Consider the following 22,636-nt stretch of genomic DNA (forward strand, 5'->3'; position numbering starts at 1 on the left):
TTACACCTCTTTATCCTTTTTTATCTTGTCTGTCAGTTCCAGTGCTTTGAGCACCATAGCATCAATATTATAATATTTATATTCTGCAAGCCGGCCAAGCAGCCATACATTCGGGATATGCTCCACCAGCCCGCGGTACTGCTCATACAGCTTCTGGTTTGCCTCATTTGCAATGGAATAATACGGGATCTCACCCTCTGCTCCTGTATATGCAAACGGGTACTCTTTCACGATCGTAGTGCCCTCTGCCTTCTGTCCGGTCAGATATTTGAACTCGGTAATACGGGTGAAATCTTCACTGACCGTATAATTTACCACACTGTGTCCCTGATAATCCGGCTTGTCATAATATTCAAAATCGAACCGCAGGGAACGGTACGGCAGCCGTCCGAAGCGGCAGTCAAACAGTTCATCCAGCGGACCTGTATAGATCACATCACCGGTAAATGCCTGTCCGTCAAGAGATACGCTTCCTTCTGAAAATGTCACACGGCTTCTGGCATCCACACCGGTCTCCACAGTGATATTCTCATGATCCAGCATTTTTTCAAACATCAGTGTATATCCATGAAGAGGCATGCCCTGCCACGGTTCCTGGAAATACCGGTTGTCATGGGAGATCAGCACCGGCACACGGCCTGTCACAGCCGGATCGATCTGCTCCGGCGTCTGTCCCCACTGCTTCATAGTATAATGAAGAAAAATATTTTCATAAACATAGTCAGCGATCTCACGGATCTCAGGGTCTTCATGCTCCCGAAGCTTCAGGATCGGCACACGGCTCTCCAGTCCAAATGCATCGATGAGCTTCTTCTCCAGTGCATCCGCTTTCTCCTGCTCATATACCATATGAAGGGTGTTCAGGTTGAAGGGCACCGGGATCAGCTTGCCATGGACATTTGCCACAACCTCATGTCCAAATGCATACCAGTCCGTAAAACGCGAGAGATAGTCATACGCTTTCTGCTCCTTTGTATGGAAAATGTGCGGTCCATACTTGTGGATCAGGATTCCATGTTCATCCTTCTCGTCATAGCAGTTGCCGCCGATATGGTCTCTCTGCTCCAGTACCAGCACCTTTCTTCCAGATTCTGCCAGATCCCTGGCTGCCACACAGCCAGCCACACCGGCACCAATGATCACACTATCAAACATATCCTACTTACCTTCCTTGTACTTTTCCTGTCCCAGAGAAATGTTAAGATACTCTGCATATGCGGCAAATGCGGCAGGAATCGGATAATGCTCCTCCGTCTCCTTCACATCCACAAACAGCAGCCCTTCCTGGTCCATGTTTTCTGTCTCTTCCAGACTGATCGCATAACCGGTCATGTGCCATTCCACATGGCTGAAAATATGCTTTGCTCCCGTTAAAGGCAGAATACGAAGCGGCGCATATCCCCATGCCTTCACCTGGGCAAGAACTTCTTCCTCACTTAAATGTCCCTCTAATCCTGGCAGTTCGTATAAGCCTGCCAGCAGTCCTTTGGACGGACGCTTGCGGATACCGACCCGGTCTCCTTCCTTCAGGATCAGGATCGTCCGGTCTTCGATTCTACGCTCTCTTTTCACCTTTTTCTTCGGAAGTTCATCCACGATTCCCTTCTTATATGCCTCACACAAAAATGCCAGCGGACAGATCTCACATTTTGCCTTTCCATTAGGCACACACACGATGGCTCCGATCTCGATCAGGGCCTGATTAAAATCTCCTGCCCGATCTGCCGGAATGATCTTCTTCACTTCTGCTTCCATGGCAGTCTTTACCGACTGCTTCAGCACATCCTCATAGCTGGCTGTCACACGGGACAACACTCGTAATACATTCCCGTCCACCGCAGGCATGGGTATGCCAAATGCAATAGAGCTGACTGCTCCTGCTGTGTAATGTCCCAGCCCCGGCAGGCTTAAAAGCTTCTCATAGTCCGCCGGAAAATCGCCGCCATATTCGGACACGATCACCCTGGCTGCTTTCTGCATGTTGCGGACCCGGTTATAATATCCAAGTCCTTCCCACAGCTTCAGAAGCTCGTCCTCCGGTGCCTCTGAGAGTGCCTGCACATCCGGCAGTGCTTTGATGAACCGCTCAAAAAATGGTTTGACCGCTTCTACGCGTGTCTGCTGTAGCATGATCTCAGATACCCACACCCGATAGGCTGCAGTATCTTCTCTCCACGGAAGCACCCGCGCATGCTTATCATACCATGAAAGGAGCGGCGTTACAATCTGTTCAAGCACGATATCTACTCCTTAACTTCTTAAGTTTTCTAAAGATGACTATTCTAATGGGTTATGAATACTACAGCCGAACCTCCACCATCTGATCTGCTCTGATGGATTCCGGCGTCACCTGACAATCCACTGCCAGCACCTGCACGCCTGCTTTTTCTGCCCTTCGGAGTGCTTCTCCAAATGCTGGATGTGTCCGGTCGTTGGGTTCCAGATAACGGATTCCTTTCATCTGGATTACAAATAAGATCCCTGCCTCATAGCCATCTTCCATGCAATGGATCAGTTCCTCCACATGCTTCACACCCCGTTCGGTCGGTGCATCGGGAAATCTTGCAACTCCGTCTTCCTCCAGAGTCACACCCTTAACTTCCAGAAACAGACGATGTTCTCCCTGCTCCAGATAAAAGTCAAACCGGGAATTGCCGTATCGGGTCTCTGGACGGATTGATGTGGTCATGTCGTAGCATTCTAATACATCTGCTGCCCATCCTTTAACAGCTGATGCCTGTCCGGCACGCACCAGACCGCCGCCTCGGATCCATTCTTCTGCGACTCTGTTCGGTATCTGGGAATCCATATTGATGATGGTTCCTGCCTTATCCACAGCGATCAGATCCAGTGCCGTCTTACGATTCGGGTTTTCATTTCGCTGCGCCCAGATCCTTGCCTCGGGTACCAGAAGTTCCCGGCAGCGCCCCGTATTTTTTACGTGACAGATCTCAATCCCCCGGGAAGTTTCCACCTGTGCTATGAACCGATTAGGTCTTGATTTAAATATTGCTTCTTCTATTCTCTCGTAAATCATGGAGTTAGTATAGCACAAATGCTTGATTTCTCTCAATGTTTTTATTAGAATGATGCAAGGGTCGAAAGCCGGAAACCACGCTGCGCTTGCGCATAAGTGGTTTTATGGCTTAGCGACCCGCTCCGACATGAGGATAACAGTGGGGCGTATGCCACACGATATCCGAATGACGGGCAGGATTGCGAGAGTGCGTAGCACGTAGCAATCCGTAATGCATCATTCAAACTCGATAATTACTATTAGAAGGTAAAGGAGAACATTATGAAAACTGATGGAATTATTTTAGATATAGACGGAACCCTGTGGGATTCCACACCGATCGTGGCAAAAGCCTGGAATGAAGTCATTGCCCAAAGAAAAGATGTGCCAGTCCGTCTGACCGCCAAACAGCTGACCGGTCTCTTCGGCCGCACATTGGAGGTGATCGCAGATATGGTCTTCCCCTTTTTAGAAAAAGAAGATCGTTATACCCTTATCAATGCCTGTTGCGACCGGGAACATGAACTGCTCTACGAATGCGACGATGACATTCTCTATCCCGGTGTAGCTGACACCATCCGTTCCCTGTCCGCAAAAGTGCCTCTGTTTATCGTAAGCAACTGCCAGAGCGGATATATTGAGCTGTTTCTTAAAAAGACCGATCTTGGTTCCTTCATCACAGACTTTGAGTGTGCAGGAAATACCGGACATCCCAAGGGATACAATATCCGCTTAATCGCAGACAGAAATCATCTGGAACATCCGGTCTATGTGGGCGATATCGACGGAGACCGCGTGGCATCCGAAGAAGCTGGCGTTCCATTCTGTCATGCCTCTTACGGATTCGGTGAAGTCGATCACGCAGATTATGTGATCAAAAATTTTTCTGAATTAAAAAGCATATTTGAATAAAACTCAATACATGAATCATCAGTGTAAAATACTATAAAACTTCTATTTTACATTGATGATTCTTCTTTTTTTTGTCATAACCAATTCCAACTGCAAGAATTCGACCCGTATATGGATCATCATCTCCAATCTTTCCCTTGAATTTTAAAGCATATCTTTTTTCTTTAATTTGTTGAATTGCTTCTTCTGGTGTATGATCTACCTTTAATTCCAAAATCATGCAATCTGCTTTCTTATCCTCTGGATAAAAAATAAAATCCACATATCCAATTCCTGCTTTTTCTTCCCGTTCAATACGATATTGATCCCTTGCCGACAAATAAACCAAATTTACGATTGCTGATAGCTCAGTCTCATGATTGTAAGATAAAATAGGAACTTCTGTATCATGAACATATCCAAGGATTTTTTCCATCGTTTTGGTATCTCCAGCCAATGTTGCTGCAAGCATCTTGTCTGATTCTTTCGCAAGTCGATATACATAACCCAAAGATGGCTCCTTTAGCAGCATTTCATCAAATTTTTCCATCAACTCCCGGTTTGGTATGCTGACTTTTCCATCTCCATAACTCAAAAACCCATACACAACCATAGCAGAAAAAATTTCATCCTTGGTAGCCAGATTCATGGAAGTAGATGCATACTCCTGCACTTTTGCTGGTACAGCTTCTCCAGCTGCCATCAATGCAAGGTCATCTCTCACATCCGCCACATTATGCTCAATATAATAGAAAATTTCATCATAAGGGCCTGCACTGGTCCAGTAATTTCCAAGATTATTAAACTGTAATGCAAATACAACAGACCTTGGATTGTACACTCGTACTCCAGATTTCGTCTGATAACCATTGTACCACTGCCTTAAGCCATCTCTGGTAACACATGGCAATAATTTCTGCTGTTTGCAATTCTCGAGATATTTGTCAAAAAGCCTGTCAACTTCCTCATCCGTAAAGCCAAAATACTGGCTGAACATAGATTGATTGACCATAGTAAATTCCGCGAACATATTCAGTTCAGATCCGCTGGAATACTTCGCAATTGGAAGAATACCTGTCATATAGGTGAACTGTACATAAGGTTGATCCTTAAGCAGTGTATTTAAAAAAGAAATATAACGGTGCTTATCCGTATCCGTAATATATTTCTTATGAAAAATACAATCCCACTCATCCAGCACAAAAATAAAACGATCCCCTGTCTGATTAAAAATTCTGGTAAAATCTTCTGTAACAGAGCCTTTTTCCCTGAATACAATCTGTGAATATGCCTGATGCAGATCTTCTCTGAGCAGTTCCTTGATCGTATCAATATATTCCTGATAGCTATCGCTGTCCTCATTATTTTTGCTGAAATCTATATAAATCATATTATAATGATTTAAGTTTTCTGCATAACCAGAAACTTCTGAAATATTCAATGAGTCAAAAATGTTTCCTGCCTCATTGCCTTTTCCGAAAAATGCTCCTATCATATTTGCCGCCATCGTTTTTCCAAATCGACGAGGTCTTGTAATACAGATGTGTGAATTTCCTGCAGCCACCATAGGAAACAATTCCTTCAAAAGCATGGTTTTATCCACAAAATACGGTTTCTTTATCTCACTTTTATATAAAGAAAATGCCGATGTACTATTCAAATAGAATCCCATGTTCACACACCCCGCTTTCATTTCTTCTATGATAACAAATGCCAGATAAAACCGTCAACTCTGATTTCTCCTACATTTTCACAATGAAAATAAATCTCTCACCTGCATCTCGGTCTTCTCAAGTACATCATCCACCACACCTGCAGACCGCAGATATTGGTATTCATCTCTGGTTCCAGTGCCATGCGGGACAAGATATGCTCCCGCATCACTGCCCAGTCCGATATGCGCCCCCAGCTTCGCCGCCTTTTTTACATTTTTCATCTGCATATCCAGATTTTTCTGGATCTCTTCATCCGGGAACCGACCACAGCCCAGCAGATTTCCTACTGGTGCAAAGGTTGGAAACCAGGCCGTACCGCGCTCTGCCAGAAGCGACAGCGTCTCATCTTCCATGAAAAACCCATGTTCCAGACTGTCCACACCCGCTTCCAATGTTTCATAACAGGTCCGGTCACCGTTGCAGTGCGCCATTACTGCCATTCCGGCTTCATGAGCCGTATCGATCATGAATCGGATCCATTCCCTGTCAAGTCCCGGTTCTGTCAACGTTCCTGCATGAGCAAAATCCAGAATCCCGCTGACCATGATTTTGATAAAATCTGCGCCTTCTTCTTTAGCCTGTTTTACCAATTGCTCATATTCTGTCCGATCTGCAAACGGATGTCCTACGATTCCACCATAATGTCCTTTCAGGTGAATGGCAAACACCGGTGTCCGATAGTCAATGCCATATTCCGCTGCCACGGATCTAGCATAGCGCGAAGCTCCCCAGGCATCTCCCCCATCTCTCACAAATGTGATCCCTGCTTTCTGATATGCCTCCAGATGGGTTCTCACTGCCTCCTGACATACTCCATTCTTATGCAGTGCTACTGCCGCTTTATAATTCATTCCGTCCATGATCACATGGGCATGACATTCTCCAAACATGCGGTTCATCTCCTTCTCTGTCGTTCATTTTACCATGTTTTCTGTCATTTTTCCATGTCTGACATCCCAACATGTCTTTTTACGGATACATGGAAAAATCCAGTGTCCGCTCATATTTTTCTGCCGCCGGGTCTTTCATCTCATAGATGCGTCTCCACTCCTTTGTCTCGTCATTTCTGGCTGTCTCGGACTGATTTCGATAGAGGAATCCCATAATCTGATAGCAGTCGATCCAGATCTCATTGTCACTATCCTTCTGGGATTCATCAAAGATGAGCTGCATACCAACATGCAGATGTGTCTGGTCAATGTTGTTGACATCTTCTTTGGTGCTATAACCGGTATGTCCCATGTAACCGATCACATCCCCTGCCAGCACTACCGATCCTTCCTTCAATTCCGGCTGATAGGGAAATCCTTGCCGCAGATGGGCATAGTAATAATACCGTTTCTTATCAAAACTGCGGATCCCAATGCGCCAGCCTCCATACTGATTCCAACCAAGCGCCTCCACATATCCAGATTCCACACAGACCACCGGTGTTCCCACCTGACCCATCATATCGTGTCCCAGATGTTCCCTCCGATAACCGTAGCTGCGTGATGCACCAAAATCATCATAATCCGTATAGGGAAATCCCTTTGCAATGGGATGAAATGCTTTCAGCCCATAACGCTTCTGTGTAACCTTTCTTCCCTGTGCATCCGGCTCCTCAATCTCATATTCACCTACCATTCCTCCCAGTACCGTCTCATAAACTTCTCTGTAATATGGAAAATATTCAAGATCCTCCGTCAGTTCTTCCAGCTTCTTCCCGGCTTCTGCTTCCATCTCCAGTTCTTCCATGCATTTGCAGACCGTCCGGTCATCTCCAAACTTTCCACCTGTATGTGCCGCTGTCCATGCCAGCAGATCGATCCAGCTGATATGCCGATCCGTTCCGTATGTATCCCGATCATACTCATAGCTCTCTGTCAGAGCAAACTTGGAGACCGTAAAGTCCACCCACTTGATATAGTCTTTTGTTGTATTCTCTTCACTTTCTTTGTCTGCATTTTCGCTCATCTGTGTTTCCTCAATCTGACCATTTTTCTTTGCCAGATTACTGGAAGTCAGTACCAGAATCTCTTCGTCTTCAGAAGTCTGCTCCGTCAGAATCTTATCTACTAAAGCAGTTAGTCTATCCTTCTTCACAGACCAGAAACAAGTGCTTCCAAACACCGCCAGAATCAATAAATCAGTGATAATAACCTTCTTCAAAACTGCTGTATTCTCATCCTTTTTTCATCATTCTATGTGTAAAAAAAGGGTTTCATGTCCACTTAATTTTTATTTGACACCCCCCGTAAACTGTGGTAGTCTAATCATGTGCCGTTTGGCACGATTTATTTTAAGGAGGTACCATGATGAACAAAGGTACAGTAAAGTGGTTCAACAATCAGAAAGGATACGGATTTATCTCTGATGAGCAGGGAAATGATGTATTCGTTCATTACTCAGGTCTGAACATGGATGGATTCAAATCCCTCGAAGAAGGCCAGGCTGTTGAATTCGAAGTAGTTAACGGAGCAAAAGGACCGCAGGCTACTAACGTAACCAAACTCTAATCTGAACATTTACAGATTCTTATGTTAAAATAAATATAAGCACACTGTTCTTATATGTGTTTGAATTTGAGAATTATGCAGAATGCTGGGACTGGAAAAAACAGAAACCCCTCAGAGTTGCCACTCTGAGGGGTTTCGTTTGTTTTTTGAACCATTATGGAACTATTTTCTCTCTTGCCTATTGGCATTGTAGCATATGCCTTTTTCCATTGCAATATTCTTTTATCTTCCAAAATAACGGTCAATGCCGTCTGCAATACCTGCCGCCATCAGATTCTGATAATCATCAGTAGCCATCTTCAGATCTTCATCTGGATTGGTCATATAACCCATCTCGATAATGGTCACCGGCACACTTGCCCAGTTGATGCCGCTCATGGTGTCAGTTTCCCACACACGTTCTCTCTTTGCACCGGTCTTTTCCACGAAGCAGTCAAGTACATCTGTGGACAGCTTGTAGCTCTGATCATGCAGATTTCCATTGTAGGGATTCGAGGCAGTCTGACAGATAGTCATTGCTCCATGGACACTGCTGCTGTCTGATCCGTTGGCATGGATCCGAATAAAAGCACCTGCTCCTGCCTGATTGGCAATGGCTGCACGCTCGCTGTTGCTTATATTCACATCATTGGTAGTCCGACACATGAGTACATCATACCCGCGGTTCACAAGCTCCGTCTGAAGCTTCAATGCCACCGCCAGTGTCAATTCATATTCCTTCAGACCGCTGGCCTTACCGGAAGTTCCGCCTGCCACCTTTGCCTTGGTCTGGGATGCACCCGGTCCAATCGGTTCTTTCTCAGAATTGCCTTTCTGCTGATGTCCTGCATCGATCACCACCAGATTGCCGTTCGGTTCGCCGGGGACAGCTGCCTGTGCTGTGTCCGCAGCGGTTTCCTGCTTTTCTTCCGTTGTCAGATATGCACTGGCAACATAGTATACTTGTCCGTACATGATCACCGTGCTCCATTCTCCATCATCTGCCACTCGTTGTGCAGACTGACCTGCGCCTAGATTTGATATAATTTCACTGTCCATGGATGGCTGGTTACGTACTCTTACTTTTGTGGTTGCCCAGACCGTCTCTGCCTCGGACAAATCAAAATCATCTGCGGTAACTGTATCTGTCGCATCCGCCTCTGGCATGTCCACAACTACCGGATTCTGCACGGGATCTTCTGTATCCGTTTCATTACCAGCATCTTCTCCTCCTGCATTCTCGTCGTCTGCCTCTGCTTCGGCCTGTAATTCATCTGCTATCTCTGTCGGTTCCTGGACTCCCACATCCGCACTGCTGCTTCCACAGCCAGTCAGTCCAAGAACTCCTACAGTCAATAATAGTACTGCCAGATATTTGATTCGTTTCATATGGTTTCACTCCTCCTGTTCGTACCAGACTTACTATTTGTTTTCAGATTTGTTTCCACCAAGGTTCATCATGCTCATTCGCTCTTTCATCAGTTCCATAATAAGATTTCGCACTGTCCAGTCCTTATTGTGAAGCGTCACGATTGCTTTTAAAGGAGTCGGTTCTATTTTCTGCTGACGATATTCCTTCAGAAACTGGTCAAGCAACACTTCTGGCAGGCCTGAAAAGATTAAATATTCCGGCAGATCCAGCATCACAAATGGAACTTCCTTTTTCGCACCCATTGCTGTCAGTGGATCAATCCCCGCCAGAACACCTACTTTTTCATCTGCATCCTTTGTCTGTATTTCCTTTGTATGAACACCCAGCTTTTTACACAACGCGGTGATCTGCTGTGCTTTCTTCTCCTCCTTAATAGAATATAATACCAATGGTGTATATGCCATGTTTTTCCCTCCTGACTCAGAATCTTTATACTTTTTAGAAAACCTTTATTTCGTGACCACACTTTCGTCACATTTTTTTATTATGATAATACTTGTAACAGGAACACATCAGTATTTCATTCATAACACTTTAGGGGACTTAAAAAAGTCCCCACTCCCTCGAAAGTTCAGGACTCTGTGATCAGAGTCCTTTTTTATTGTTCTCGTACTCCTTCAAGCAATTGGATGCCTTGCCGGACAGTTTCAGGATTGCTGCCATATTGAAGATCGTCATCAATCCGATTCCCACATCTCCCAGTTCCCACACAAAGGTATAGGCTGCCAGTCCTCCGATGAACAGCATCACCAGTGCCAGTACTTTATAGGATGTCTGAGACACCCAGTTGTCTCCAAAGAGATATGCCACATTGGATCTTGCATAAAAAAGAATTCCAATAAATGTGGAAAAACTGAACAACCACAGGGTTGCTGCAATAAATATGGTTCCGAAGGATCCCAGATGATACTGCATCGCAGTCTGAAGCAAGGACATACCTTCCAGTCCCTGAAGCATATCAGACGGAGCCAGCAGCATGATCATCGCTGTACAGCTACAAATCACGATGGTATCGATAAACACTCCAAAGGCCTGTAACAATCCTGCCTTTGCCGGATGTCCCACATCAGCTGCCGCTGCCGCACAGGGTGCAGAACCGGAACCAGCCTCATTGGAGAACAGACCTCTCTTTACACCGTTCATCAGGATCGCACCGAATCCACCTGCCACCGCCTGACGGATTCCAAAAGCTTCCTCAAAAATTCTGGCAAATACAGATGGCAGCAGTGTCACATTTTTGAAAATAATAAATAAGGTAATCGCAAAATAACAGGTTGCCATAATAGGAACCAGGATATCCAGGACTTTTACTGTTGCATTTTTGCGCAATACGATCACAGCCGCCAGTATTACAAGAACGATAGTTGTATATAATGCCGGAATATGAAATGCATTTTCAAATGCACTGGACACAGAGTTACTGATAACCTGGCTGATTCCACACCAGCAGATCAATCCGGAAATCGCAAACAAAACAGCAATGATCGATTTCTTTCCTTTTCTGCCAAAACAGTCCTGAATGTAATAAGCCGGCGTTCCACGAAATCCACCGTACAGCGGATCTTTTTCTCTATATAGCTGTGCCAGCGTTGCCTCCACAAAAGCCGTAGCCGATCCAAGTATTGCAGTGATCCACATCCAGAACACCGCACCTGCACCTCCTGCCGAGATTGCTGCCACTACTCCAACCAGATTTCCCATTCCAACTCTGGTAGCAGTTGCGATGATCAGTGTCTGAAATCCGGAAATAGAACCTTTTACTGAATGATCATTCTTTTCTGTCACTGCGCGGATCATATCCGGAAACAGACGGATCTGCGGAAAACGAAGCCGAACTGTAAAAAAGATCCCTGCCGGGATCAGAAGCAGAACCAACAACGAAATGCCCACTGTTCCACCTCCTGGAAGTGGGATCGCGATCAAATCTCCCCACAAAAATTCATAGATTCCATTCACTATATGTATGAATCCGTTGACAATGTCCATATTACTTAATCCCCCTGACTTTTTTGCTTCAACGCTTTTACTCGTTAATAAGTATCTTAACACATGAGGCATTTTCCTGCAACCGGATACCCATGGTAAAAAAGTAAACAACATAAAAAAAGCGCCTTGATCACTCAAGACGCTGTTATTGTTAGTCGAGGTGCGGTGTCCGCTTGCGCGCTTACAGAGCACCGCCCTCATTTTAGAAAGTCCCCAAGGCCTTTCGCCTACTTCATATTTTCTCTAAGAGAAAAGCTCCGGTAGAACTTATAATTATACTTTAGCAGAAAGATATGTCCAAAATATGGGTAAACACTAAACAAAGTATAAACTTTCTTAAAATCACCCTATTTATTTGACATATTCCGAAGCTCGTTCAGAAGCTCCAGATCCGACGGCTTCACTTTCAGATTTGTGGTCATCTTTTCCCCGTCTGGTTTTGTCACAGTCAGCTCCAGGATCGTTCCTTCCTGCAGGCCACTTCCGAAGGCGGCCTTGAAAAAGGCTCCGACCTTCGGATGATTGGCATTAAATTTATTCTTGGCGCTCATCAATTTCATCAGGGCCATAGGATTCATAGGAAAACTCCTTTTCTACAAAAGCTCTTTCAGAATCTGATTTACCATTCCTGGATTTGCTTTTCCTTTCATGGCTTTCATGGTCTGGCCAACCAGGAATCCGATTGCTTTTTCTTTTCCGTTATGATAGTCCTCTACAGACTGTGGATTGTCAGCAATGACTTTCTCGATGGTGCTGCGCAGTGCGCCTTCATCGTTGACCGTCTTCAGTCCGTGCTCTTCCACGTACTTATCAGGATCAATGTCTTCCAGGAAGATCTTCTCAAATACTTCTTTTGCCACAGAGCTGTTGATGGTTCCTGCATCTGCAAGCTCGATCAGTTTTGCCAGATTTTCCGGCGAGAATTTCAGGTCATCAGCTTCCATCTCGTGCTCTTTCATCAGTCGCATGGTCTCTACCATCAGCCAGTTGGATACCTTCTTCGGCTTCTTGCAGATTGCCGTGGTAGCCTCGAAAATATCAGCCAGTTTCTTAGCAGAGGTAATGATCTGTGCATCATAATCCGGAATATCAAAATCTTTCTTATAACGGATCAGTTTCTCCGTACGCAGCTCCGGCTGACGTGCTTTGATGGCTGCAAGCCACTCGTCACTGATAATGATCGGCACCAGGTCTGGTTCCGGGAAATAGCGGTAGTCCTGTGCATCCTCTTTGGAACGCATTGCATGAGAAGACTCTTTATTGTCGTCCCATCTTCTGGTCTCCTGGATAACCGGGCGGCCCATCTCCAGCAGTTCGATCTGACGCTCACGCTCACCTTCAATAGCATGTGCAATTGCCTTGAATGAGTTGAGGTTCTTCATCTCGGTACGGGTACCGAACTTCTCTGCTCCCATTTCACGGACAGACAGGTTGACATCCGCACGCATGGAACCTTCCTGCAGCTTACAGTCAGATGCTCCAAGATACTGAATGATCAGACGCAGTTTCTCAAGATAAGCGATAACCTCATCTGCATTTCTCATATCCGGCTCGGATACGATCTCGATCAGCGGTACACCGGAACGGTTATAGTCTACTAAAGAGCAGTCTTCCCACTCGTCATGAACCAGCTTACCAGCATCCTCCTCCATATGGATCTCATGGATACCGATCTTCTTCGGACCTGCCGGAGTCTCGATCTCCACATATCCATTGCGGCAGATCGGATAGTACAACTGAGAGATCTGATAGTTCTGTGGGTTATCCGGATAAAAATAGTTTTTACGGTCAAATTTACAATTCTGAGTAATGGTACAGTTCGTAGCAAGTCCTACGGCAGCTGCATACTCAACGACCTGCTTATTCAGCACTGGCAGAGAACCAGGCATACCGGTACACACCGGGCAGGTATGGGTGTTGGGTGCTCCTCCAAATTCTGTACTGCAGGAGCAGAAGATCTTGGTCTTAGTTGCAAGTTCTACATGAACCTCCAGACCGATGACGGTCTCATACTGTTTGCTCATCTTCGATTCTCCTCCTTAATCCTGCTCTTTTGCTGCTTCACAACGCTCATAGGTTCTGGTCTGCTCATAAGCATAAGCAGCACGGATGATGTTGTTCTCTTTGAAGCAGTCGCCGATCAGCTGCATACCGATCGGCAGTCCCTTGCTGTCCACACCACACGGTACAGAGATACCAGGCAGTCCTGCCAGATTGACAGAAATAGTGTAGATATCGCCCAGGTACATTTTGATCGGATCACTTAAGGAATTGCCAAGCTTCGGTGCGGTGGTCGGAGCTGCCGGTCCAAGGATCACATCATATTTTTCAAATGCACGGTCAAATGCTTTCTTGATCAGTGCTTTTGTCTTCAGTGCTTTGATGTAGTAAGCATCATAATATCCGGAACTGAGCACGAAAGAACCAAGCATGATACGACGTTTTACCTCCGGGCCAAAGCCTTCGCTTCTGGTCTTCTTATACATATTGTGAAGACCATTGTACTCTTCGGTCCGATAACCATATTTCACACCGTCAAAACGTGCCAGGTTGGAGCTTGCCTCTGCGGAAGCGATGATATAGTAAGCCGGGATCGCATATTCTACCAGGCTCAGATCAAATTCTTCCACGATTGCACCTTTCTCTTCCAGCACTTTGGCAGCTTTCAGAATGCTGTCTTTCACTTCCGGATCAAGACCCTCTCCAAAATAATCTCTCGGAATACCGATTCTCAGACCTTTGACATCATCCTTCAATGCAGATGTAAAGTCATAGGACTCTCTCTTAACGGAAGTACTGTCCTTCGGGTCATAGGAAGCGATTGCTTCCAGAACCGTTGCACAGTCAGTCACATCTTTGCAAACCGGTCCAATCTGATCCAGAGAAGAACCATAAGCGATCAGGCCATAACGGGATACGGTTCCGTAAGTCGGTTTGATGCCGGTAACGCCGCAGAAGGAACTTGGCTGACGGATGGATCCGCCAGTATCAGAACCCAGTGCAAAGGAGCACTCCTCAGCAGCAACTGCCGCGCAGCTTCCGCCTGAGGAACCGCCCGGTACATGCTCTGCATTCCACGGGTTTTTGGTCGGTCCGAAGTGAGAGGTCTCCGTGGTACTTCCCATGGCGAACTCATCCATGTTGGTCTTACCGATCACAACTGCACCTGCTTTTTTCAGGTTCAGTACTGCTTCTGCGGAGTAGGTCGGTTTAAAATTGTACAGGATCTTGGAACTGCAGGTGGTCAGCATTCCCTCTGTACACATATTGTCTTTGATCGCAACCGGAACACCTGCCAGCGGCCCTGTCAGTTCTCCTGCTTCGATCTTCTTCTGGACTTTGGCAGCCTCTGCAAGTGCTGCTTCTTCGTCTACAGTTACATAACAGTTGTATGTTCCATCCAGCTTCTTGATCTGCTCCAGTGCCGCTTTGGTAGCGTCCACTGCAGTCACTTCACCGGATTTGATCTTTTTGCCGAGCTCTACGGCAGTCAGACTCATCAGATTCATATTGGTGTCCTCCTATTCTACCGTCTTAGGCACTTTAAATGCATTGTCTTTCTTTGCCGGTGCATTTGCCAGTGTCTTTTCATGCTCATCACCATTTACAACTACATCCTCGCGGAATACGTTGTGTACCGGAAATACATGGGACATAGGCTCCACGCCCTCTGTATCCAGTTCATTCAGCATATCGATATAGTCCAGCATATTGCCCATATCTTTTTTTGCCTGTTCCTTCTCCTCAGGAGAAAGCTCCAGCTTTGCAAGGATACCGACATATTCAATTGTTTCATCAGAAATAATATTTGCCATCGTATTTCTCCTCTTTTATTAATCTGCTTATGGCTCCAGTCTGGACAGGTCACGCGGATACAAAGTAGTCTCACGCACATTATCCTCGCCGACCAGCTTCATAGTCAAACGCTCCAGACCGATTCCCAGTCCACCGTGAGGCGGCATACCATAACGGAAAGTATCCAGATACTGCTCCAGACCTTCCTGATCCATTCCTTTTGCTGCGATCTTCTCGATCAGCATGTTGTAATCATGGATACGCTGACCACCGGTGGTAATCTCCAGACCATGATACAGAAGGTCAAAGCTTAAAGTATAACGGTTATCCTCCGGATCATCCATCGCATAGAACGGACGCTTTTTGGACGGATAATGAGTTACAAATACAAAATCTGCATCGTACTCTTCTTTGAAATACTGTCCGATCAGGGTCTCCTCTTCCGGTTCCAGATCGAACGGGTTACGGATCTTACGGTTGTATTTCTCTGCTACCAGCTCTTTTGCCTTATCAAAACGAACAGCCGGGATCTTGTCTACCTTCGGAAGAGTGATGTTCAGGATCTTCAGCTCCTTTGCATACTCTTTTTCCAGAAGCTGCATGGTATACTGCAGGAATCCGGTCTCCATTGCCATGATATCTTCAAAGCTGTCGATGTATCCCATCTCAAAGTCCAGAGAAGTGTACTCATTCAGATGTCTCTTGGTGTTGTGTTTCTCTGCACGGAATACCGGTGCCGTCTCGAATACACGATCAAATACTCCTACCATCATCTGTTTGTAGAGCTGCGGAGACTGCTGCAGCACTGCCGGACGATGGAAATACTCCAGTTTGAACAGGTTTGCTCCACCCTCGGCACTCTTTGCACCGATCTTTGGAGTATGGATCTCAGTAAAGCCTTCCTGATACAGGAAATCACGGAAGCCTCTTACAATACCTTCCTGAATCTTGAATTTTGCACGCTCTTTGATATTTCTCAGAGATACAGAACGCATGTTGAGCTTTGCATCCAGAGAAGTGTTCAGTTTCCATTTTGCAATCGGAAGCGGCATGGGTGCACTCGGAGCGGAGAGGATCTTGATGCCTCTGATCCGTACTTCAATTCCACCTGGAGCACGCTGCTCTTCATTAAGAATGCCCTCTACTTCTACAGTACAAGCCTCTTTCAGATCTTTCAGATCAAATCCGGACTTTCCTTCCTCATATACGCACTGCAGAAGTCCGTCTCTCTTACGAAGTACCACGAATGCCACATCACCCATATCACGGATGGTATGAACAGCTCCGTTTACCTTGACTGTCTGACCGATCAGCTCTTTGTTCTGCAGCTTGGCAAGCTCGAGCAGGTCTGTCGTCTTAACACCTGTCATAAATTCCATGTTTCATTTCCTCCTGAATCTGTTGTCCGGGTACGGGGTTGCTTATATTGTTCGCAGTGCACGCTCGACACACTGCTCATTGCTCACACAAAAAACGTCCCGTCCCGGAATATTTAGTTACAATACTCCGGGACGGGACGATCCATTCAATCTCCCGCGGTACCACCCGCATTGAGCAGTCATCCTGCTCCTCTCTTTCCTGCATGTAACGTATGCCTCGGGTATGGCCTACTAGATTTCGACCATCCAGCTCCCAGGTGTTCCCTTTGTCTGCTCCTCCAAATGACGCTCTCAGTCGGTGACGTCATATTCCTGTCGGTCTCTGCATGACAAGAGTCCTGTTCTTCGCCTTTTCATATCAAATCCAATCCTAGCATAAAACATACGTAAATGCAAGGGGTTTTGCTTTCTAATTTTCCTTTAATTTTCCGCATACACAGCAAAAGCCAGATCCACGTTTTCCACTTCTTCCGGTGCATACAGTGCACCGTCTGCATAGAGATCCCATGCACTCTGATAATAGAGGAAATCCGTCCGGATTACACAATCCGGATTGCGCAAGGTCACTTCTATGGTATAGGTCTGTGTCCGCTCCGGCACAATTCTGTCAAATGCAATCGTATACGCAGACATGCATGGAGCTTCTGCGCCTATAACCTGACCGGAAGCCACTGCCACGCCACTTTCATCCCACACCGTCACATCATAAACGGAATCATTAGCTGCTCCATCCCAGTTTGCCACCCACAAAGCAATGTGGTCAAATGCTTTTCCAGTTGTAAATGTCTGTGAAAAGTGTTCCTGTAGCGTCAATTCATTGCTGCTCTCCTGATCTTGTAATACCGAATAGCTTCGCACCGGTTCTCCGCTTCGATGCACCACTGCTGCAGTTCCAAGGAACACCACCAGTACCGTTACACCGCAAGCTGCCAGCGCTGTCCGAGCTGAAGGAAGCGACTTGATGAAGCGATGGACATCCGCTTCCAGCAGACACATACCGTCCGCCGCTTCTGCGAGGATCAGAAGCATAAATGGGATACTGTATGCCTGATCCACTTCCCAGATCAGATAGAACAGATACGCTCCACACAGATTGATTGAGAAGATGTCAAGGAAACTTCTCTGCCGCTTCAACGCACGCCAGATCAGTGCCAGCAGCAGAAGTCCTGTCAACATTCCATGATAGCTGTGCAGATACAGCGCCAGATAATCTGCGCGCCCGCCATTCAAATATTTCTGTAACGGTGACGTACTCTGCATCGTCCGGAACAATGCATAATAATCATCCGTTCCATCAGAAAATGCCACACGCATCTTATTGCGGAACAGGGTCAGCATCCCAGCTGGTCCCATATCAGCAATCCGTTCTTTCAGACGTTCTACATCTGCTGCCGTCCGTTCTTCCCTGGTAGAGAAGGAGCCTGTATAAGCATCATCTGCACTGTTGTACTGACCATCTCCCTGGGCACTCATCATGATCCAGTGGACTGTTGGATAGCCCGTCTCTGATGGATCAAATCCTGCATAGTGATCGCGGATCTTGCCATATGCGGCAAATACCAGCAAAAGTCCTGCCACAAAGCACACAACTGAGATGACTGACTGCTGAACTGCCCGTCGAAAATGTTTCCCACGCTCTGAGGCTGTACTTCCATCCGAATCTGTGGACGCAGTACCAAAATAACTGATTTCCTCTTTTACACCGCCGATCTGCAGCACCGTATACATCACAATCGAGCACACAGTCAGGATCACCGTTGCCCGGATCTCATACCCCACTGCCAGTAATGCTCCGGTCAGCAGATACTGGATCCATTTTTTCCATAATAGTTTCTGCCTTCTGGCTTTATCATACAGCCAGACTGCTCCCATGGAAAATGTAAGGGAGATCGTGGAGGTATAATACATCTGTCCCAGCAGATACCACAGAGGATTCCCCATAGTCAGCAGCAGAAAGCAGATAGCCCGGCGCCTGGAGCGATATCGGGTGATCAGCCGGAAGGTACAGTAAAATCCCACATTCATAAACAAAATGTTTACAATTTTCACCGCATCCATCCACCAGATTCTGGGAACCCCAGCTAATTCCACTACCTTCAGCCACACGCAGGTAAACAGACACATAGGAATGTTGTTGGGATATTTCATAAAATAATTTTTAAAATGAGTCTGCCCAATTGTGCCACCCTGCTCCACCAATGCCACTGCTGCATCAAAGATCTTCAGATGATCCTGACGAAGAGAGCTTCTGACCGTCAGCACAAACAGCACCTGCACCGCAAACATCGCGATCACCAGCAGTGGGACTGCCCTCCGCCAGTGCTTCTCGATCCATGGTTCTGCGATCCTGAACAGTTCCAGATACAACACGCAAAACAAAAAAGAGGTTCCCAGCAAAAAAGCGGGAACCATTTTTCCATGCAGGATTCCCTGGAGTACAGCGGCATTATTTAATGTATCCACAGCACCATAAAAAACATAGGCACTGACAGGGATCAATATGGCAAAGAGCACCAGATAGACTGCTCTTTTACATCCGTTCCAGAAATCCGTCATTATTCCAGACCCTCCGGCAGAGTGATCTCACCATCGAATACGGTCGTTGCCGGGCCTGTCATGTATACACATCCATCTTCTTCGTTCCACTCGATCTCCAGGTCTCCGCCCAGCAGATGAACCAGAACACTTCGGTCACACAGCCCATTCAGCACAGCAGCCACAGCTGTTGCACAGGTTCCCGTTCCACAGGCAAGGGTCTCTGCGGAACCACGCTCCCAGACTCTCATCTCCATGGTCTTGCGATCCAGCACTCTGACGAATTCCGTATTGGTACGCTTCGGAAAACGTTCATGACTCTCAAACAGCGGTCCGTAAGTCTCCAGCGGGAACTCCTTCACCGGTGTATCAATGAAGATCACTGCATGAGGATTCCCCATGGATACGCAGGTCATCTTCCATTCCCTGCCTCCAGCCTCAATTGCTTCTGCAACCACAGGCTCTTTCTCTGCTTTTACCGGGATCTCACTGGCTTTCAGGATTGGTTTACCCATATTGACACGAACCTTGGACACTTTTCCATTTTCTATGGTTAATTTCAGATATTTGATACCGGCAAGGGTATCCACACTGATCTCATCCTTGTCTGTCAGACCATAATCATACACATATTTTGCCACACAGCGGATCCCGTTTCCACACATCTCTGCCTGAGAACCATCTGCATTATAAATATTCATCCGAAAATCCGCACGATCCGAACTTCCGATCAGAATCAATCCGTCAGATCCGATTCCAAAATGACGGTCACTGACGATCTTTGAGATCTCTGCCGGATCTTTCAGTTCCTTTTTCGTACAGTCCACATATACATAATCGTTGCCGATTCCATGCATTTTTGTAAATTTCATAATGAAACCTCCTGCTATCACTATCTTTTACTATACCAAAAAGGCCGCTTTCATACAAGCTATATCTTTGTCATACTAATGACCATCTCTGCGGTCTCAGTCAGCGATGTACCGCTGTCCATACTGCATTTCTGAATATATCGATGGGCTTCTTCCTCCGTCATATGATTTCGCTCCATCAGAATGGATTTTGCTTCCCACAGAACCTTTTTCTCCGCTTCTGAACGCTGCTTTGGCTTTGCTCTCAGTTTTTTTCTGCGTCGCGTCTGGTTCATGCACATCATTTCCAGTGTGTTCATCAGATCATGAACCTTCAGCGGCATGGATACACAGACAATATCACGGTCACCGCACTCCGAACAGACCCTATGGGACGCCAGCAAAAGCATATCAAATCCCTCAGGCAGCGAATTTTTCAGATCAAAATAATACATATCTGAAAATTTATATCCACTTATAATGATCCCGTCATTCATCATATCTATGTAATTGAGTACCTGCGACCCCTGGGTACAGACAGCCGTCACATCATACCCGTGCCGCGACAGCAGATTGCGGATACTCTTTCCATCCTCTGGTTTGGGAAGGACCACAATTATACTGTTCAAACTTCAACTCCCCTTTCTGTTTTTGTATGGTAAAAACAAAAAGGTCCGCCTAAACTCTCAGCAGATAACTGTCGATCTCCCACTGGCTTACCTGGGCATTATATTCTTCCCATTCCTTCTTCTTGGCATCTGCGATCTTCGCACACATCTCTTCACCCAGTGCCTCTTTCATCAGCGGATCTGCCTCAAATTCCTGGATTGCCTCTCCCAGATCTCTTGGAAGGATTTCCACGCCGTTTGCCTCCAGTTCTTCCAGTGTCATGGCATTCATATTGGCATCCATACACTCCGGCGGCAGAATCTGATTCTTAATTCCGTCCAGCCCCGCATGAAGGCATACAGCCAGCGCCAGATACGGATTGCAGGCAGGATCCGGGGAGCGAAGCTCAATTCTGGTATCCTCTCCTCTGGTACCAGGAATCCGCACCAGCGGTGTCCTGTTCTTTGCCGACCATGCAATATAGGTCGGTGCCTCAAAGCCCGGGATCAGACGCTTATAAGAATTAACGATGGGATTCAGGATCAGCGTCATGGCTTTAATATGTTTGAAAATACCACCCAGGAAATAATATGCCTCCTGGCTTAATCCATATTTATCCCTGGGATCCTGGAAAATATTTTTGCCATCTTTGGACAGAGACATGTTAATGTGCATGCCGGATCCATCCACACCATTTTTCGGCTTCGGCATAAACGTAGCATGGAGACCATGACGTTTGGCAATGGTCTTCACCACCAGCTTAAAAGTCATAATGTTGTCTGCTGTTGTCAGTGCATCCGCATACTTAAAATCAATCTCATGCTGTGCCGGAGAATTCTCATGATGAGAAGCCTCCACTGCAAATCCCATGTCCTCCAGCGTGAGGATCATGTCTCTTCTTGCATTTTCACCAAAATCCAGTGGGCTCATATCAAAATAGCCTGCCTGCTCGTGGGTGATCGTTGTCGGCATTCCATCATCGTCCACATGATACAGGAAGAATTCGCATTCCGGTCCTACATTGAACGTGTATCCCATGGATTCCGCCTCGCTTATGATCTTCTTCAGCACATAACGGGGATCTCCCTCATAACAGCTTCCATCCGGGCGGTACACATCACAGATCAGACGCGCCACCTTGCCCTGCTGGGGTCTCCACGGAAATGTAGCAAAAGTGCTGTAATCCGGGTACAGATACATATCACTCTCTTCCACCCGCACAAATCCTTCCACTGAGGAACCGTCAAACATTACTTTGTTATCCAGAGCATTTTTCAGATGACTGGAAGTGATCGCAAGGTTCTTCATATTTCCAAACAAGTCGGTAAACTGGAGTCTGATAAACTCCACATCTTCGTCTTCTACCATTTCCAGAATATCTTTTTTCGTGTATTTACTCATCTCGGCTGCTCCTTTTCTCGCATATATTGTGTGACAATTCCTTCTATATCAATAAATTGTCAATCATCTGTATTTATAGAAAAAGGGCGTACTTCCTTACGAAAACGCCCTTGTTTCTAAAGGAAAATATAACAGCCGGAAGGCTCTTTGTCAATAACTGGATTTCTACATAGAATATAACAGAAAGGAGTTGAAAATATGAATAATTATATCTGGATTCTGCTGTTGCTCATCCTCTTTGGCGGCTCTGGCAATGGCTGTAACTGTGACTGTGGAGGCAATCGGCCGCGTTGCAATGACAGACCATCTGGAAAACCCTGTGGTCCGGGGTCAGGTTCTGGCTTCCCACCTCCACCGCCTGCCCCCTGCGACTGTGGATGCCGGAAGGAAGAGCCTTCCTGCCCAGGTCCTTCTTCCTGCCCAGGTCCTTCTCCCTGCCCAGGTCCTTCTCCCTGTCCGGGACCTTCTCCCTGTCCGGGACCTTCTCCACGTCCGGTTCCACCGCCACCTCCGCCACGTCCTCCCTATGACAACGGATGTGGCTGTGCC

General features: G+C 46.4%; 21 protein-coding genes. 2 read left to right on the forward strand and 19 right to left on the reverse strand.

Annotated elements, in window-relative coordinates:
- The 3 genes from glf to sfsA all read right to left on the reverse strand — a co-directional run bounded on the left by glf (position 1) and on the right by sfsA (position 3,055).
- The gene (glf, locus tag WMO62_RS03745; protein ID WP_349143851.1) at positions 1 to 1,155 is read right to left on the reverse strand and encodes a UDP-galactopyranose mutase; all 1,155 of its coding nucleotides are present in this window, start codon (positions 1,153 to 1,155) and stop codon (positions 1 to 3) included.
- A gap of 3 nt (positions 1,156 to 1,158) precedes the next feature.
- Complete coding sequence (gene mutY / locus WMO62_RS03750; RefSeq protein ID WP_349143852.1) at positions 1,159 to 2,238, reverse strand: A/G-specific adenine glycosylase; 1,080 nt, start codon at positions 2,236 to 2,238, stop codon at positions 1,159 to 1,161.
- 61 nt (positions 2,239 to 2,299) lie between these two features.
- Entirely contained in the window at positions 2,300 to 3,055 is a 756-nt protein-coding gene (gene sfsA / locus WMO62_RS03755) for a DNA/RNA nuclease SfsA (protein ID WP_349143853.1), read from the reverse strand.
- A gap of 243 nt (positions 3,056 to 3,298) precedes the next feature.
- On the opposite strand from sfsA, the gene WMO62_RS03760 reads away from it, so the two are divergent.
- Positions 3,299 to 3,928 carry an HAD family hydrolase gene (locus WMO62_RS03760; protein WP_349143854.1) on the forward strand — a complete coding sequence of 210 codons (630 nt, stop codon included), beginning with the start codon at positions 3,299 to 3,301 and terminating at the stop codon, positions 3,926 to 3,928.
- Positions 3,929 to 3,959: 31 nt separating this feature from the next.
- Here the strand turns inward: WMO62_RS03760 and WMO62_RS03765 are convergent, their stop codons facing one another.
- The 3 genes from WMO62_RS03765 to WMO62_RS03775 all read right to left on the reverse strand — a co-directional run bounded on the left by WMO62_RS03765 (position 3,960) and on the right by WMO62_RS03775 (position 7,773).
- A complete protein-coding gene (locus tag WMO62_RS03765) occupies positions 3,960 to 5,579 on the reverse strand; it encodes an AAA family ATPase (protein WP_349143855.1) in 1,620 nt (539 codons plus the stop codon).
- A 78-nt stretch (positions 5,580 to 5,657) separates the two neighbouring features.
- On the reverse strand, positions 5,658 to 6,512 hold the full coding sequence (locus WMO62_RS03770) for an amidohydrolase family protein (RefSeq protein ID WP_118716972.1): 855 nt from the start codon (positions 6,510 to 6,512) through the stop codon (positions 5,658 to 5,660).
- Positions 6,513 to 6,591: 79 nt separating this feature from the next.
- A complete protein-coding gene (locus WMO62_RS03775) occupies positions 6,592 to 7,773 on the reverse strand; it encodes a M23 family metallopeptidase (protein WP_349143856.1) in 1,182 nt (393 codons plus the stop codon).
- Positions 7,774 to 7,919: 146 nt separating this feature from the next.
- Here WMO62_RS03775 and WMO62_RS03780 point away from each other — a divergent pair, with 146 nt between their 5' ends.
- Complete coding sequence (locus tag WMO62_RS03780) at positions 7,920 to 8,120, forward strand: cold-shock protein (protein ID WP_117496505.1); 201 nt, start codon at positions 7,920 to 7,922, stop codon at positions 8,118 to 8,120.
- 222 nt (positions 8,121 to 8,342) lie between these two features.
- Here the strand turns inward: WMO62_RS03780 and WMO62_RS03785 are convergent, their stop codons facing one another.
- From WMO62_RS03785 to WMO62_RS03845, 13 genes are all read right to left on the reverse strand, one after another.
- Entirely contained in the window at positions 8,343 to 9,488 is a 1,146-nt protein-coding gene (locus WMO62_RS03785) for an N-acetylmuramoyl-L-alanine amidase (RefSeq protein WP_349143857.1), read from the reverse strand.
- Between the two features lie 33 nt (positions 9,489 to 9,521).
- Entirely contained in the window at positions 9,522 to 9,935 is a 414-nt protein-coding gene (locus tag WMO62_RS03790) for a DUF3783 domain-containing protein (RefSeq protein WP_349143858.1), read from the reverse strand.
- 181 nt (positions 9,936 to 10,116) lie between these two features.
- A complete protein-coding gene (locus WMO62_RS03795) occupies positions 10,117 to 11,517 on the reverse strand; it encodes an alanine/glycine:cation symporter family protein (RefSeq protein WP_117496502.1) in 1,401 nt (466 codons plus the stop codon).
- Between the two features lie 347 nt (positions 11,518 to 11,864).
- Positions 11,865 to 12,095: a hypothetical protein gene (locus WMO62_RS03800; protein ID WP_349143859.1), complete on the reverse strand. Its 231-nt coding sequence runs from the start codon at positions 12,093 to 12,095 to the stop codon at positions 11,865 to 11,867.
- Between the two features lie 15 nt (positions 12,096 to 12,110).
- Entirely contained in the window at positions 12,111 to 13,541 is a 1,431-nt protein-coding gene (gene gatB, locus WMO62_RS03805; RefSeq protein WP_118596149.1) for an Asp-tRNA(Asn)/Glu-tRNA(Gln) amidotransferase subunit GatB, read from the reverse strand.
- A gap of 15 nt (positions 13,542 to 13,556) precedes the next feature.
- Positions 13,557 to 15,026 (reverse strand): Asp-tRNA(Asn)/Glu-tRNA(Gln) amidotransferase subunit GatA, encoded by a 1,470-nt coding sequence (gene gatA / locus WMO62_RS03810; protein ID WP_349143860.1) that lies wholly within the window; start codon positions 15,024 to 15,026, stop codon positions 13,557 to 13,559.
- A 12-nt stretch (positions 15,027 to 15,038) separates the two neighbouring features.
- Positions 15,039 to 15,332 carry an Asp-tRNA(Asn)/Glu-tRNA(Gln) amidotransferase subunit GatC gene (gatC, locus tag WMO62_RS03815; protein ID WP_117496499.1) on the reverse strand — a complete coding sequence of 98 codons (294 nt, stop codon included), beginning with the start codon at positions 15,330 to 15,332 and terminating at the stop codon, positions 15,039 to 15,041.
- Positions 15,333 to 15,359: 27 nt separating this feature from the next.
- Positions 15,360 to 16,691, reverse strand: coding sequence for an aspartate--tRNA(Asn) ligase (aspS, locus tag WMO62_RS03820; RefSeq protein ID WP_118438175.1), 1,332 nt, complete (start codon positions 16,689 to 16,691; stop codon positions 15,360 to 15,362).
- Between the two features lie 420 nt (positions 16,692 to 17,111).
- Positions 17,112 to 19,247: a glycosyltransferase family 39 protein gene (locus tag WMO62_RS03825; protein ID WP_349143861.1), complete on the reverse strand. Its 2,136-nt coding sequence runs from the start codon at positions 19,245 to 19,247 to the stop codon at positions 17,112 to 17,114.
- The gene (gene dapF, locus WMO62_RS03830; RefSeq protein WP_118627118.1) at positions 19,247 to 20,098 is read right to left on the reverse strand and encodes a diaminopimelate epimerase; all 852 of its coding nucleotides are present in this window, start codon (positions 20,096 to 20,098) and stop codon (positions 19,247 to 19,249) included. The genes WMO62_RS03825 and dapF overlap by 1 nt, the downstream gene beginning before the upstream one ends.
- 59 nt (positions 20,099 to 20,157) lie before the next feature.
- Complete coding sequence (locus tag WMO62_RS03835; RefSeq protein ID WP_349143862.1) at positions 20,158 to 20,706, reverse strand: ANTAR domain-containing response regulator; 549 nt, start codon at positions 20,704 to 20,706, stop codon at positions 20,158 to 20,160.
- 49 nt (positions 20,707 to 20,755) lie between these two features.
- Positions 20,756 to 22,087 carry a glutamine synthetase family protein gene (locus WMO62_RS03840; protein ID WP_117496494.1) on the reverse strand — a complete coding sequence of 444 codons (1,332 nt, stop codon included), beginning with the start codon at positions 22,085 to 22,087 and terminating at the stop codon, positions 20,756 to 20,758.
- A gap of 229 nt (positions 22,088 to 22,316) precedes the next feature.
- Complete coding sequence (locus tag WMO62_RS03845; RefSeq protein ID WP_349143863.1) at positions 22,317 to 22,604, reverse strand: hypothetical protein; 288 nt, start codon at positions 22,602 to 22,604, stop codon at positions 22,317 to 22,319.
- Positions 22,605 to 22,636 lie beyond the last annotated feature (32 nt).

Source organism: Hominiventricola aquisgranensis (genome assembly GCF_040096225.1).
Lineage (GTDB): Bacteria > Bacillota > Clostridia > Lachnospirales > Lachnospiraceae > Hominiventricola > Hominiventricola aquisgranensis.

Excerpts from the sequence above, each read along its gene's own strand:
- glf (WP_349143851.1), bottom strand. The coding sequence starts at position 1,155 with ATGTTTGATAGTGTGATCATTGGTGCCGGTGTGGCTGGCTGTGTGGCA.
- WMO62_RS03760 (WP_349143854.1), top strand. The coding sequence starts at position 3,299 with ATGAAAACTGATGGAATTATTTTAGATATAGACGGAACCCTGTGGGAT.
- WMO62_RS03765 (WP_349143855.1), bottom strand. The coding sequence starts at position 5,579 with ATGGGATTCTATTTGAATAGTACATCGGCATTTTCTTTATATAAAAGT.
- WMO62_RS03770 (WP_118716972.1), bottom strand. The coding sequence starts at position 6,512 with ATGTTTGGAGAATGTCATGCCCATGTGATCATGGACGGAATGAATTAT.
- WMO62_RS03780 (WP_117496505.1), top strand. The coding sequence starts at position 7,920 with ATGAACAAAGGTACAGTAAAGTGGTTCAACAATCAGAAAGGATACGGA.
- WMO62_RS03785 (WP_349143857.1), bottom strand. The coding sequence starts at position 9,488 with ATGAAACGAATCAAATATCTGGCAGTACTATTATTGACTGTAGGAGTT.
- WMO62_RS03790 (WP_349143858.1), bottom strand. The coding sequence starts at position 9,935 with ATGGCATATACACCATTGGTATTATATTCTATTAAGGAGGAGAAGAAA.
- WMO62_RS03795 (WP_117496502.1), bottom strand. The coding sequence starts at position 11,517 with ATGGACATTGTCAACGGATTCATACATATAGTGAATGGAATCTATGAA.
- WMO62_RS03800 (WP_349143859.1), bottom strand. The coding sequence starts at position 12,095 with ATGAATCCTATGGCCCTGATGAAATTGATGAGCGCCAAGAATAAATTT.
- gatB (WP_118596149.1), bottom strand. The coding sequence starts at position 13,541 with ATGAGCAAACAGTATGAGACCGTCATCGGTCTGGAGGTTCATGTAGAA.
- gatA (WP_349143860.1), bottom strand. The coding sequence starts at position 15,026 with ATGAATCTGATGAGTCTGACTGCCGTAGAGCTCGGCAAAAAGATCAAA.
- gatC (WP_117496499.1), bottom strand. The coding sequence starts at position 15,332 with ATGGCAAATATTATTTCTGATGAAACAATTGAATATGTCGGTATCCTT.
- aspS (WP_118438175.1), bottom strand. The coding sequence starts at position 16,691 with ATGGAATTTATGACAGGTGTTAAGACGACAGACCTGCTCGAGCTTGCC.
- WMO62_RS03825 (WP_349143861.1), bottom strand. The coding sequence starts at position 19,247 with ATGACGGATTTCTGGAACGGATGTAAAAGAGCAGTCTATCTGGTGCTC.
- dapF (WP_118627118.1), bottom strand. The coding sequence starts at position 20,098 with ATGAAATTTACAAAAATGCATGGAATCGGCAACGATTATGTATATGTG.
- WMO62_RS03840 (WP_117496494.1), bottom strand. The coding sequence starts at position 22,087 with ATGAGTAAATACACGAAAAAAGATATTCTGGAAATGGTAGAAGACGAA.